The organism is Tianweitania aestuarii (assembly GCF_018457165.1).
In the GTDB taxonomy this organism is placed as follows: domain Bacteria; phylum Pseudomonadota; class Alphaproteobacteria; order Rhizobiales; family Rhizobiaceae; genus Tianweitania; species Tianweitania aestuarii.
In genome coordinates, this window is the sequence record NZ_JAFMNX010000002.1 from 364,882 (window position 1) to 378,307 (window position 13,426).

Below are 13,426 nucleotides of genomic sequence, written 5' to 3' on the forward strand. Positions count from 1 at the left end.
CCGAGCCCAATTAATGCCGGATTAACCCTCGTCACAAAGGGGGGTTCCCCCGGCTGGCCGCACGGTTCATTCTGTTGTTTGCGTCACTAACGTCCTTCGCGGAAACCCTTTCCGCGATCCGAAATCGAATTGTCCCTGATTCCGCGTCTTGGCCACAAGGTCAAGGCAGCTGTCATGATTCGCTTCGCAAAGCGAATCATTCATCGACAAAGATCGCCCAATGCGCCTTGTCGTTCGTCAACTCTGCCGCGCCCGACCCGAGGAAATCCCAAACCCGTCGATCAAAGCGTCCACAGCCTGGAACTCGCGAAACTGCGCCTGAATATCCAGGAGATGACGGAAATTCTCCTCGGTCGTATCACTTGCAAGTGCGAGCTCGGCCGCTTTCAGTTCCCTATGTAGAGTGGATGCGCTGCGGTGCAAGTATAGAAGCTGAAGGAAGGCGTCGCGAGTATCGGCGATATCGGCATCTTCGAGCACGGTCCAGATCCCGACGCGCCGCACGAGCAGGCTCGCTTTTTCCAGCGGCTCGCTCAAGCCCGAATTGGTGAGATAATCCGACAGCGCCTGGCGATCGCCGGCAGCATGGTGGGCAGCCGCATCGAGAATGCCGGCATGCAGATGCCGCAGAACGGGATGATCGAGCTCCAGCCGCTCGATGTCGTCGAAAAACGCGTCGATCAGGCCGGGATGATTGACCAGCGCCACCAGCATCGCGGCTTCGCGGATCGGCAGGGCGCCGCTGTTCTTGACCAGTGCCGAGCGCGTCAGGCTTTCCGAAACCGCCATCGGACCGCGCGATCCACCGCCAGGCCTCGTATTGCCACCACCGCGATTGTCGCCGCCGCGCCCACTGCCGCCGCGATCATTGTTGTTGTAGCGGTTGTTGGGTCGCGTCGAGCCGAAAAAGGAATGAACGCGGTCGCGCATGTCCTGCTGATAATGGCGACGAACGCTTTCATCCTTGATGCGCCCGGTGATCTCGCGCAGCACCTGTTCAAGTGCTGCCCGCCGTTCGGGCGTTTCAAACACCTGTCCGCCGGTTTCGCGGCTCCAGATCAGATCCCCCAGCGGCCGCGCGTCACCCAGCACGCGGCGAAACGCTTCTGAGCCCTGCTCTCGCACCAGATCGTCGGGATCCTTGCCTTCGGGCAAAAGCACGAAGCGCGCCGTGCGCCCAGCGGCGACCGTCGGCAGGATCAGGTCGGCGGCACGCCAGGCCGCGCGCTGGCCCGCGCCATCGCCATCGAAACACAGCACCGGCTCGCCAGTGGCGCGCCAGATCAGTTCCATCTGGTTTTCGGTCAAAGCCGTGCCGAGCGGCGCCACCGCATTGGTGAACCCTGCCTGCGCCAGGGCGATCACGTCCATATAGCCTTCAACGAGGATCAGCGTGCCGTCCTTGCCCTGGCCTTTGCGGGCACGGGCAAAGTTGTAAACGACATTGCCCTTGTGAAAGAGCTCGGTATCCGGCGAGTTGAGGTATTTTGCCGACACTTCCGACGACATCGCGCGCCCGCCAAAGGCGATGATCCGCCCACGCGTATCCTCGATCGGAAACATCACCCGGTCGCGGAAGCGATCATAGGACACGGGAATATCTTCGCCGAACACAACAAGGCCGCAGGCTTCGATCTGGGTCTTGTCGACACCCTTCGCGGCCAGATGCTCCTTCAGGGCATTGCGCGAATCCGGCGCATATCCCAGGCGAAACTCCCGCTGCGTCACGGAAGTCAGGCCGCGATCGCGCAGATAAGCGCGCGCCTTGGCGCCTGCCGCATTCTGCAGCTGATCCTCGAAAAACGCCGTCGCCATTTCCATGACGTCATGCAGCGAAGCGCGTTCCTTGTCGCGCTTTTCGGCCATCGGATCGCGCGCCGGCATCGGCACGCCCGCCATTTCGGCGACCCGCTCAACCGCTTCGGGAAAGGACAGCCCGTCCAACTCGCTCAGAAACCGGAAATGATCGCCGGACACGCCGCAACCAAAGCAATGGTAACGGCCCTTCTTGTCCTCGCAGTGGAAACTCGGGCTCTTTTCGCCATGAAACGGGCAGCACGCCCAGTAATCGCCCCGCGACGCATTGGTCTTGCGCCGATCCCACGACACGCGCGTCCCGATCAGCGATGAAATCGGCACGCGGTCGCGGATCTCGTCGAGAAAGCTGTCGGAAAAGCGCATGGAAAACCTCTAAAGGCGGTAGATAGCCCCACCCGGCTGCGAATACCATCTTTGCACAACGCAGTGCCCGCTGTTCACAGGTTTTCAGAAACACCAGCGACACGCCTTGTCGCTTGGAGCGCCCTATACATTTACACTGGAAGCCATTATCCGGCTAAACCACAACGTGCCGAAATCAATGCGAAAAATGCTGAATCATCAGGGCGCACAGTGCCCGCACGCCGGATGGCGGCCATGACGGGATCGGTGTTCTTCCTGCATCTCGCGGGCGCCATCGCGCTGCTGCTTTGGGCGACCCGCATGGTGAAGACCGGTGTCGAGCGCGCTTATGGCGATGTGCTGCGCATCAAGCTGCGCTCCACCATGCGCAATCCGCTGGCGGCCGTTGCAACCGGCGCGGGACTGGCGATCGCGCTGCAAAGCTCGACGGCAGTGACCTTGCTGGTCGGGTCTTTCGCAGGTTCCGGCATCGTGTCGGGCATCGCCGGCCAGCTTGCCGTGCGCGGTGCCGAAATCGGCTCGGCTCTTGTTGTGCGCCTGCTGACTTTCGATCTGTCTTTGCTTGTGCCGATCTGCCTTGCCGCCGGCACCACCATGTTCATGGCGACCGAGAAGCGCGAATGGCGCCAGCTTGGCCGCATTCTGGTGGGCATCGCCCTGCTGCTTCTGTCGCTCGAGATGATCGGGCATGCTTCGGAACCGCTGCGTGAAAGCAAGCTGTTGCCGTTGATCATCGATTATTTCTCGAGCGATCCGATCACGGCCTTCTTGTTGTCGGCATTTGTGACCTGGCTATTTCATTCGAGCATCGCGGCCGTGCTGCTTCTGGTGACGCTGGCGGCGCGCGGCGTGATCCCGCCCGAACTCGGCGTGGTGATGGTGCTCGGCGTCAATCTCGGCAGTTCGCTGATCGCGCCGCTTCTGACACGGACCTCGCCTGCCCCTGTGCGGGTTGTTCCGATCGGCAATCTCCTGATGCGCGGCTTTGGGTCCATTACCGTGCTGGCCTTGTTCCTGTCGTTCGAGCCCGACGTCACGCTTCTCGGTGCAACAAGCGCGGACCAGATCGTCAACGCCCACATCGCCTTCAACTGCCTGATGCTGATTGCCGGCATCCCGCTGGCAAGCCTGATTCTTGCGGCATCCGAGGGGATTGTGCGGATGTCCACCAAGGCGGAAGCCGAGCCGGAACTAAGCAATATCGAGCCGACCATCCTGCATGACGAGGCCTTGAAGACGCCGCATCTGGCGCTCGGCAACGCAACGCGTGAGGCCATGCGCATCTGCGAGATCATCGAGGTCATGCTGGCGCGGATCTTCGAATTGTATGAAGCGGCCGATCCCAAAGGCATCGACGCCCTGTCGCGTCTCGATGACCTTGTTGATCGCCGTCACGCCCGCCTCAAGCTTTATCTTGCCCGTATCGATCCCGCCGAAATGTCGGAAGACGATGCGCAGCGTTGCGCCGAACTGCTCGGCGCCTGCGTGAAACTCGAACAGGTCGGCGACATCATCGTGCGCAACATGCTGGTGCATGTTCGCAAGAAGCTGCAGCACAAGCTGGAATTTACCGGCGAAGGCTGGCGCGAGCTTGCGGCCTTCCATGCCTCGGTCGCGGCCAACGCACGGCTTGCCTTCAACGTGCTGGTGTCGCGCGACGCCACGACGGCGCGTCAGCTAGTGGCGGAAAAGGACCGGCTGCGCGATACGGAAAAGGAAACGGCGCGCCGCCACTTTGCACGGCTGCGCGAAGGCTCCGTGCGCAGTGTCGAGACGAGCACCATTCATCTCGACACGATCCGGGACCTGAAGCAGATCAACTCGCTTCTGGCTTCGATCGCTTATCCGGTTCTGGAAGAACGTGGCCTGCTCAACAACTCGCGGCTTCGCGCCGCGAGCTGAGCGAAGGACGGCTTAGATATCGTCGAAGCCGCCATCATCGAAACCACCATCGTCGAAGCTTGCATCTTCCACCTGCGGCTCGTCATGAGCTTCCGCCGCCGCTGGTTCGGCGGCAGGCTCTGCAGCCGGCTCGGCAGCCTGCGCTTCGTCACCACCGAACATGCCGGCAATGGCGTTGCCGAGCAGCACGCCACCAGCCACGCCCATCGCGGTCTGCGCAGCACCGGCGAGAAAGCCGCCACCGCCCATGCCGCCCATGCCGCGGCCACCACCAAAGCCGCGCTGATCGGTTGCGGCACCGGGACCCGGATTGGCGCCCGGAGTGGCACCGGCACCCGAACCCCACTTGCTCGCACCCGCCGCTCCTGCGGCAGCACTGCCGACGCGCGGCACGGCACCGGCTGGGCGGCGCTGTTGTTCGCTGCGATCGCCGCCACCGAACAAGCCGCCGAACAAACCACCACCGCTGCTTTGCGGCTGTGCCTGAGGCTGGCGTTCCAGTTCCTCGATGCGGCGCTGTGCGGCTTCCAGCGCCTGCTCCTGCACCACGATCGTTTGCGCCATGTAATAAGGCGCGCCGGGATGACGTGTGATTTCTTCCTGGATGAAGCGTTCGGCTTCCGCGTCGCGCTGCGGTGCCTGCCGCTCCACGGTTCCAAGCTTATCGAACAGGCTTTCGATCGCTTTCCGGTCGTTCGTGTCCACGGTTAGGCTCCTTCAACTGCGTTGTTGAAGCGGAATATGGTGGTGGCCCATCCAGCCACCAAGACGCCGAAGCATGAGCATCATCTACAATAATGTTACCGGCGGAACTGGAACGTTCCGCCGAGTGCGGCGACGGGGATAAGGCGGCAACACCGTTGCAACGGCGCGTGCGATCACCCGCACACTGCGGCGAAACAGGAGAAACGCGGTCAGAAGCCAGAGAAGCGCGGTGCCAAGCAGTTCAAGCAGACGAAACAGCGGCCTGAGCAACCGCGCGGCCACGCGCCCGGCATCCGACACGAGGCGCAGCACCGCGCGATATCCCGGACCGAAATGCTCGGAAATCGCTGCCAGCCGCCTCAGCCGTGCTGGTCGATCAACCAGCGCCAATGTTTCCAACGTGCCGCGTACACCCTGCCGGCGTCCGACGCGTCCGAGATCAGCGGCACTATCCTGCAAGCGAGACAGCACGGTTCGATCGAGACTTTGCGCAGCAGCCCGCCGGGCCGCCGTAATATCGAGCCGCCGCAAGGCCGTCGCCGCTTCCTCGATCTTGCCAATGCGAAGCGCGCCGCCCAGTTCGCGCATCATCACCCTCACAAAGCGCGGATGGAGAAGCCGTGCCTTGCGCGCGATCTTCAGCGTCGAAGCGCCGAGCTTGGCCGGCGTGGCCGCACCCACAGACACCACGCTCGCGCCGGTCAGCGCCAAACCGATGCTGGCGAGGCTCATGATCAGAATATCGTGGTCGGGATAAGCGGCAGCCTGGACGACGAGGTCCTTCACGTCGCCGATGGCAGTAAGATCGAGCGCCAGCGCCGCCCCGAAGCCCGCCGGCGTCGTGGCCTCGCCATGAACGAAGCCCGCCCAGACATCGCCGCCGAACTCGGCAACGTCGAAGGCATTCGCATCCGTCACCGCCTGACGAAGATCGTCCGGCACGGCCAGCGATCGCCCGTCGGCCAGAACAAGATAACTAGCCGCCAGCTCGCCATCCCCCTCGCCCAGCGCCTGTTTGGCATTGGCGAGGATCTGCTCGGACGGCACGGCTTCAAGCTCGATCTGCGTTTGTTGCACAGGATCGAGCGCCACGCGCACCAGCCGCACGGCGGTCAGAGCGTGCGGCAGTGTTTCGAGCCCACTCGCCAGCGCCGCCACAAAGGCGAGCAGCGTGGCCAGCCTGCGAAGACTGCGCCGGATCACGCGCGGTTCACCGCAGCATGATGACCAACCGCCCTACTGCAGCATCTCCTTGACGATGCCGCTGGCCTTACTGAAGTCCATCGCGCCGGGATAGCGCTCCTTCAACGCGTTCATGCACTTGCCCATGTCGCGCAGGCCGCTCGCATTGGTGTCTGCGATGACACCCTGGCAGGCCTGTCGCACCTCGGTTTCGCCGAGCTGCTTGGGCAGGTAATCGCGGATCACCTCGATTTCCTCGCGCTCCTGCTGCGCCAGTTCGATCCGGCCGCCTTCCTCGAAAGCCTTGGCGGATTCTTCGCGCTGACGCACCATCTTGCCGAGGATCGCCAGGATCTCGTCATCCCCCACGGGATCCTTGGCGTGGCCACGATTGGCGATATCGCGATCGTTGATGGCAGCCAGAATGAGCCGCAGCGTGGAAGTGCGGCGCTTGTCGCCACTCTTCATCGCGGTCTTGAGGCCGTTCGCGAATTGATCGCGCAGCATGATGGTCGTCTCCATTTGTTCAAGTCCATAGTGGCTTTGCGAAGCGGCAGGAAGGTCTTCCGAGGCCGGATGCAGGGGAAACCGCAATATGCCGCGCAAAAACACCGGCTTTCCTGTTGTTCGGCGAAGCCAAGGGGATTATGTGGGGGAGGTTCCGGTCCATGAGCTTGCGCTCGGCCGACAACCGTCCCGCCATATGGCTTTTGCATCGCACCTTTTCAAGCGCGGCTCACAGCGTGCGCTCGAGAAGAGCCAAAGCCAAACCGAAGGCGCAGCGAGGCAGTGGAGAACGAAGATGGATCAGGCAACCGAAACAACGGCAAACCAGGCAACCCAGCCCTGGGATGATGAAATCGCCACCGCCGTTCTGGTGCTGGCCGATGGCACGGTGATCGAAGGCAAGGGCCTCGGCGCAACCGGCGAAGCGGTCGCGGAAGTCTGCTTCAACACGGCGCTGACGGGCTACCAGGAAATTCTGACCGATCCGTCCTATGTCGGCCAGATCGTCACCTTCACCTTCCCCCATATCGGCAATATCGGCGCCAACAACGAAGACATCGAAGACCTGACGCCTGCTGCCCGCAACGGCGCGGTCGGCGCGATCTTCAAGGCCGACATCACCAATCCCTCGAACTACCGCGCCGCCAGCAATCTCGATGAATGGCTGAAGCGTCGCGGCGTCGTAGCGCTTTCGGGCATCGACACCCGCGCCCTCACAGCGCTTATCCGCGACAAAGGCGCGCCCAACGCCGTGATCGCGCATGATCCGAGCGGCAAGTTCGACATTCCCGCGCTGAAGGAAAAGGCGAAGGCCTGGTCCGGCCTTGTCGGCCTCGACCTCGCCAAGGACGTCTCCTCGGGCCAGAGCTCGGTGTGGAACGAAACGCCTTGGGCCTGGAACGAAGGCTTCGGCGAACAGACCGAGCCGACCATGCATGTGGTCGCCATCGATTACGGCGTGAAGCGCAACATCCTGCGCCTTCTGTCGGGTCTCGGCGCCAAGGTCACGGTTGTGCCGGCCACCACGGCTGCGGAAGACATCCTCGCCATGAAGCCGGACGGCATCTTCCTGTCCAACGGCCCCGGCGACCCGGAAGCAACCGGCGCCTATGCCGTGCCGGTGATCCAGGACCTGCTCAAGGCCGGTCTTCCGACCTTCGGCATCTGCCTCGGTCACCAGATGCTGGCGCTGGCGCTCGGCGGCAAGACCGCAAAGATGCATCAGGGCCACCATGGCGCGAACCATCCGGTAAAGGATCACACCACCGGGAAGGTCGAGATCGTGTCGATGAACCACGGCTTTGCGGTGGACAGCCAGTCCCTGCCGGACACCGTCGAGGAAACGCACATCTCGCTGTTCGACAATTCGAACTGCGGCATCGCGCTCAAGGGCAAGCCGGTCTTTTCCGTGCAGCATCACCCGGAAGCCTCCCCCGGCCCGCAAGACTCCCACTACCTGTTCCGCCGCTTCGTAAACCTGATCCACGAACGCCGCGGCGAACCAGCTCTCGCCGAACGCTAGAAACTTAAAAGGCCGGCTTCCAAGCCGGCCTTTTTTATTCAGCGGCCCCAGGGCCTTCAATCACACCGGATTGTTGAACGTATCGCAGTCGCTCAGGCGGCCGTTTTCGATGCCGCGCTGGAACCAGTTGCGGCGCTGGGCAGAGGTGCCGTGGTTGAAGCTGTCGGGCACGACATAGCCCTGTGTGCGCTTCTGCAGCGTGTCGTCGCCGATCTGGGTTGCCGCATTCAGGGCTTCGTCCACGTCGCCGGCATCCAGAAGGCCCTTCTGCTGTGTGTAATGGGCCCAAACGCCCGCGAAGCAATCGGCCTGAAGCTCGACGCGTACCGACATGCGGTTGGCTTCTTCGGGGCTCATGGTCTGGCGCATCTGGTTGAAGCGCGGCAGGATGCCGGTCAGGTTCTGAACGTGGTGGCCGACCTCATGCGCAATCACATAGGCCTGTGCGAAATCGCCCGATGCGCCGAACTTCTGGTCCAGTTCCTGGAAAAATGTCGTGTCGAGATAAACGCGCTCATCGTTCGGGCAGTAGAACGGACCTGAGGCCGACGACGCCGTGCCGCAGGCCGAACGCACCTGGTTGCTGAACAACACCATGCGCGGTTCCTTGTAGGTCTCGCCTTCCGCCTGAAAGATGCCGTTCCAGGTGTCTTCCGTTTCCGCCAGCACGGTTGAAACGAACTGGGTCATCTCGTCGGAACTGGTGGTATCTGCCGTGCGCGTCTGCGTTTGACCGCCGCCACCCATGCTGCCGCCGCCCGAAAGAAGCTCGAGTGGGTTGATGCCGAAGATCCAGGCACCGATCAGCAGAATGATGATGCCGCCGATCCCCAGTCCTCCGCCGGCACCGCGGATTGGGATGCGACCTCCGCCGCCGAAACCACCACCGCCGCCACCGCGACGATCCTCGACATTGGAGCTTTGACGGCGCCCTCTCCACTGCATGGCAACTTCCCTCGCACAGATAGGCCGGCAGCAATGTTGCTCCGGCTTCGGCGGATAACTTGCGGGAAGGTCGTAAGTTGCAGCCGCGCAACAATTTCCTTTCCTGTTGTTTGTTCCACCGAAACAACTTCACAAAGGCGTGTTTCAATGCTGCAGTGCCACATTCGTGCTGCATTATAACTTGAAGTGCCTGCCCATCGGCGATGACATGTTTGTTCATCGCAAGAAGTTGCCGCGTTAACCCTCTGTCAACCAAACTCTTTCAGGGTCGAACCATGATGCGCATCCTTGCCAGCACGGTCATCTCTTGCTTCCTCGTCGGCGCAGCAGCGCTGCCTGCTTCAGCGCAGATCGAGTGCGGTGCTTCAATGACCAGTTCCCAGAAGAGCACGCCAAAAGCCAAGTGCCTGGTGGAAAAGGCCTCGCTCACCAATGCGCCGAGCAGAGCCGATCTTGCAGCCAAGACGGCCGCGATCAACGCGCTGCCCTCTGCCATCACCCGCTCGCAGGCCTTCGTCGCGAATTACCGCAAGGCCACCGCCAAGGGGTCGCCGACGCTGATCCTGCTGCATGGCTCGGGCGGCAACGAAACGAGCCTGATGGATCTGGCGGCAAAAGCCGCACCCGGTTCGGCGCTGCTCGGCATCCGCGGCCGCGTCGTGCAGGACGGCGTGAACCGCTGGTACAAGCGCGTTACGCCCACCACCTTCGATCAGGACGATATCCGCTCGGAAGCCAACGCCTTCGCTAAGTTCATGGCGAGTGCGCAGAAGGACTACGGCATCGACCTGAACAACGCGATCTATCTCGGTTATTCCAACGGCGCCAATCTGCTTGCCGCCCTGTCCTTCCTGCATCCCGATCTCGTGCAGCGCGCTGCCCTCCTGCGGCCCATGATGGTTTTGAAGTCCCTGCCGGACGTCAATCTCGCCAAGGATTCCATCCTGGCCGTCGCCGGCAAGAACGACGCGACCTATGGCCGTTTCGCCCCCGGCCTCGCCGATGCCTTGCGCAACAAGGGCGCCGAGGTCGTAGGCCAGACGGTTGAACTTGGCCATCTTCTCGGCGAGGCGGATGTCAGCGTCGTGAAGACATGGCTTGCTTCCATGCAGAAGAACCAGGACGTGCCGGTCGCCACCGCCTCTGCTTCGGCGGAATAGAAAGAATTACGCGCAAAACGTGCGGGCGACTGGGTAAAAAGCGTCCGCTTTCGGCACCTGCCCGTTGACACGGCATTGTGATCAAAGGTTATCCTTTTGACCTGAACAGGTTTGAGAGGAAAACCATGACCTTTGCAATCTCGCGTCGCGCCTTCACGATCGGTACGGCCCTTCTGGCTGCAGGCGTGGGCGCCACGCGCGCTTTCGCGCAGCAGGCGTTCTTCCGCATCGGCACCGGCGGCACGCAGGGAACCTACTTCCCCGTCGGCGGCATCATTGCCAACTCCATCAGCGCAACCGGCCCGGCCGGCGTTGAAGGGCTGATCGCCACCGCCAACGCGTCCAACGGTTCGGTTGCCAACATCAACGCCATCCAGAGCGGCGCGTCGGAATCCGGCTTCACCCAGTCGGACGTGGCGGCATGGGCCTATACCGGCACCGGCCTGTACGAGGGCAAGCCGAAGGTCGAAGACCTGCGCCTCATCGCGACCCTCTTCCCTGAAACGCTGCACATCGTTGCGCGCGCCGATGCCGGCATCAAGTCGGTTGCCGACCTCAAGGGCAAGCGTGTTTCGATCGACGAGCCGGGTTCGGGCACGATCGTCGACGCCCGCATCGTTCTCGAAGCCTATGGCATCAGCGAAAAGGACATCGAAGCCGAATATCTGAAGCCCGGTCCGTCCGGCGAGAAGATGCGCGACGGCGGCCTTGATGCCTACTTCTTCGTCGGCGGCTTCCCGGCTGGCGCGATCACCGAAATCGCTTCGTCGATGAACATCACGCTGGTGCCGGTGAGCGGTCCTGAAGCCGACAAGATCCTCGAGAAGTACCCGTTCTTCTCCAAGAACACCGTTCCGGCAGACACCTACAAGGGCGTCGGCGCGACCGAGACCCTTTCCGTTGCAGCCCAGCTGGTGACCAGCGCCAAGCAGCCGGAAGAGCTCATCTACAACATCACCAAGTCGCTTTATGCCGAAGACACGCAGAAGGCACTGGCCGCCGGTCACGCCAAGGGCAAGGCGATCACGGTCGAGAATGCCGTGACCAGCGCCGGTATTCCGTTCCATCCCGGTGCGGAAAAGTACTTCCGCGAAGTCGGCGCGCTCAAGTAAGCGTCCGACGCGCCAAAGCTAATGTGAATGCGCCGCTTCCATTCGGGAGCGGCGCTCTTTCTTCTTCCCCATGCCGGAGCCTCGCGTGACCGACGCCGACAACAAGGACACCATCCACCTTTCCAGGATGGAACTCGACGAAGCGCGGGCACGCGAACTCGAAGAACAGTTCGATTCCGAGCTTCGCTTTCGCCCTTTGAGCCCGGCCGCGAACTGGATCGTCGGCAGCCTGCTCGTTGGCCTGTCGCTGTTCCATTATTATACGGCAGGTTTTGGCCTGCTGCAGGAAATGGTCCATCGCGGCATCCACCTCGCGCTCGTTCTGGCGCTGGTGTTCCTTGTTTTCCCCTTGTGGAAGAAGGGCTATTCGGAACCCGCCCGAGCCTCGTTCTGGCGCCCGATCGGCATTCCGCTTTATGACTGGGCGCTGGCCATCCTGTCGGTGGTCGCGGTCGCGCATGTGCCGCTGATCCCGCTCGACGACCTCGCCTTCCGCGTCGGCAATCCGACCACCCTGGACGTGATCCTCGGCGGCTCCTTGATCCTGCTGCTGCTCGATGCCACGCGCCGCTCCGTCGGCTGGCCGCTGCCGATCATCGCCATCATCTTCATGCTTTACGCGCTGTTCGGCCCCTGGATGCCGGGTATCCTCACCCATCCGGGTGCCAGCGTTTCGCAGCTCGTCGACCATCTTTATCTCACCGCGCAAGGCATCTACGGCGTGCCGCTCGGCGTGGTCGCGACCTATGTCTTCCACTTCGTTCTGTTCGGCGTTTTCGCCACCCGCATCGGTCTTGGTCAGCTGTTCCTTGATTGCGCCGCCTGGGTTGCCGGGCGCTTTGCCGGCGGTCCCGCCAAGGTCTCGATTTTCGGCTCGGCCCTGTTCGGCATGATTTCCGGCTCGTCCGTCGCCAACACGGTGACGGTCGGCTCGCTCACCATCCCCGCCATGATCAAGCTCGGCTACAAGCGCGAATTCGCCGGTGCCGTGGAAGCCGCTTCCTCCACCGGCGGTCAGATCACCCCGCCGATCATGGGCGCCGCCGCCTTCCTGATGATCGAGTTCCTGGGCCTGCCCTATACGACGATCATTCTGGCCGCGATCATTCCCGCCGCGATGCACTTCTTCGGCGTTCTGATCCAGGTTCACTTCGAAGCCAAGCGCACGGGCCTGCGTGGTCTGCGCCCCGATGAAATGCCGGATGTCACGGCCGCATTGAAGCGCGATTGGCCGACCATCATCCCGCTCGCTGTTCTGATCGGCGTGCTGGTTTCCGGCTACACCCCTTACCTCGCAGCCTTCTGGGGCATCACGCTGTGCGTGCTGGTCGGGCTTCTCAATCCACGCCGCCGCTTGTCGGTTCAGGAGATCTTCGATGGTCTGCGCGACGGCGCGAAATATGCGCTGGCCGTGGGCGCCGCCGCTGCAACGGTTGGCATCGTCGTCGGCGTGGTGACGCTGACCGGCGTCGGCTTCAAGATGTCCTTCATCGTGACCTCGATCGCCGGCAATCTGGCATCGATGTTCTCCGTCGTCCTGCCCTGGGTCGAGGCCAACACGCTGATCCTGTTCTTCACGCTGATCATGACGGGCTTCGTCTGTATCCTGATGGGCTGCGGCGTGCCGACCACGGCGAACTACATCATCATGGTCACCGTGGCAGCTCCGGCGCTGGCGCTGCTCGGCGTCGAACCGATCGTCGCCCACTTCTTCGTGTTCTATTACGGCCTTCTTGCCGACATCACGCCACCCGTGGCCCTTGCGGCCTATGCCGCGGCGGGCATGGCCGGCGGCGATCCGTTCAAGACCGGCAACACGGCGTTCCGGCTCGGGCTCGGCAAGGCGCTGGTACCTTTCGTCTTCGTGTTCTCGCCATCGCTGCTTCTGGTGACGAAGGACTTCAACTGGCCGGACTTCTTCCTTGCTCTGACCGGCTGCGTCATCGGCATCGCGTCCCTGGGTGCGGCCCTGTCGCGCTACATGCTGGCGCCGACAAAGGCCTGGGAGAACATCCTGCTGATCGTTGCGGCCTTCCTGCTCATCATGCCGGAAGTCTACACCACGGTGATCGGCCTGCTGTTGATCGCGCCGGTGCTGGTGAACCAGTGGCGCCAGCGCGGCCATGATCAGGTGCTGACCGCAGCCTGACGGCGGACCACGCGACAAACATCGATCCACAGCGCAGGTCTTTCCTGCAACTTGCGCTGTG

At 62.6% G+C, this 13,426-nt stretch carries 10 protein-coding genes; 5 read left to right on the forward strand and 5 right to left on the reverse strand.

What is annotated here, in order from left to right; translation table 11 throughout:
• Nucleotides 1–237: 237 nt before the first annotated feature.
• On the reverse strand, nucleotides 238–2,181 hold the full coding sequence (dnaG, locus tag JYU29_RS09845) for a DNA primase (protein WP_213984628.1): 1,944 nt from the start codon (nucleotides 2,179–2,181) through the stop codon (nucleotides 238–240).
• 234 nt (nucleotides 2,182–2,415) lie between these two features.
• Here dnaG and JYU29_RS09850 point away from each other — a divergent pair, with 234 nt between their 5' ends.
• Entirely contained in the window at nucleotides 2,416–4,083 is a 1,668-nt protein-coding gene (locus tag JYU29_RS09850) for a Na/Pi cotransporter family protein (protein ID WP_213984629.1), read from the forward strand.
• Nucleotides 4,084–4,095: 12 nt separating this feature from the next.
• Here JYU29_RS09850 and JYU29_RS09855 read toward each other — a convergent pair whose 3' ends face one another.
• The 3 genes from JYU29_RS09855 to JYU29_RS09865 all read right to left on the reverse strand — a co-directional run bounded on the left by JYU29_RS09855 (nucleotide 4,096) and on the right by JYU29_RS09865 (nucleotide 6,474).
• Nucleotides 4,096–4,788 (reverse strand): DUF2076 family protein, encoded by a 693-nt coding sequence (locus tag JYU29_RS09855; protein ID WP_213984630.1) that lies wholly within the window; start codon nucleotides 4,786–4,788, stop codon nucleotides 4,096–4,098.
• Nucleotides 4,789–4,872: 84 nt separating this feature from the next.
• Nucleotides 4,873–5,991: a hypothetical protein gene (locus JYU29_RS09860; protein WP_213984631.1), complete on the reverse strand. Its 1,119-nt coding sequence runs from the start codon at nucleotides 5,989–5,991 to the stop codon at nucleotides 4,873–4,875.
• A 33-nt stretch (nucleotides 5,992–6,024) separates the two neighbouring features.
• Complete coding sequence (locus JYU29_RS09865; RefSeq protein ID WP_213985022.1) at nucleotides 6,025–6,474, reverse strand: GatB/YqeY domain-containing protein; 450 nt, start codon at nucleotides 6,472–6,474, stop codon at nucleotides 6,025–6,027.
• A 298-nt stretch (nucleotides 6,475–6,772) separates the two neighbouring features.
• On the opposite strand from JYU29_RS09865, the gene carA reads away from it, so the two are divergent.
• The gene (gene carA / locus JYU29_RS09870) at nucleotides 6,773–7,999 is read left to right on the forward strand and encodes a glutamine-hydrolyzing carbamoyl-phosphate synthase small subunit (protein WP_213984632.1); all 1,227 of its coding nucleotides are present in this window, start codon (nucleotides 6,773–6,775) and stop codon (nucleotides 7,997–7,999) included.
• Nucleotides 8,000–8,059: 60 nt separating this feature from the next.
• Here the strand turns inward: carA and ypfJ are convergent, their stop codons facing one another.
• On the reverse strand, nucleotides 8,060–8,944 hold the full coding sequence (gene ypfJ / locus JYU29_RS09875; RefSeq protein WP_213984633.1) for a KPN_02809 family neutral zinc metallopeptidase: 885 nt from the start codon (nucleotides 8,942–8,944) through the stop codon (nucleotides 8,060–8,062).
• Between the two features lie 368 nt (nucleotides 8,945–9,312).
• On the opposite strand from ypfJ, the gene JYU29_RS09880 reads away from it, so the two are divergent.
• From JYU29_RS09880 to JYU29_RS09890, 3 genes are all read left to right on the forward strand, one after another.
• Nucleotides 9,313–10,104: an alpha/beta hydrolase gene (locus JYU29_RS09880; RefSeq protein ID WP_213984634.1), complete on the forward strand. Its 792-nt coding sequence runs from the start codon at nucleotides 9,313–9,315 to the stop codon at nucleotides 10,102–10,104.
• A gap of 125 nt (nucleotides 10,105–10,229) precedes the next feature.
• Nucleotides 10,230–11,216 (forward strand): TAXI family TRAP transporter solute-binding subunit, encoded by a 987-nt coding sequence (locus JYU29_RS09885; RefSeq protein ID WP_213984635.1) that lies wholly within the window; start codon nucleotides 10,230–10,232, stop codon nucleotides 11,214–11,216.
• Nucleotides 11,217–11,343: 127 nt separating this feature from the next.
• Entirely contained in the window at nucleotides 11,344–13,365 is a 2,022-nt protein-coding gene (locus JYU29_RS09890) for a TRAP transporter permease (RefSeq protein WP_250157384.1), read from the forward strand.
• Nucleotides 13,366–13,426 lie beyond the last annotated feature (61 nt).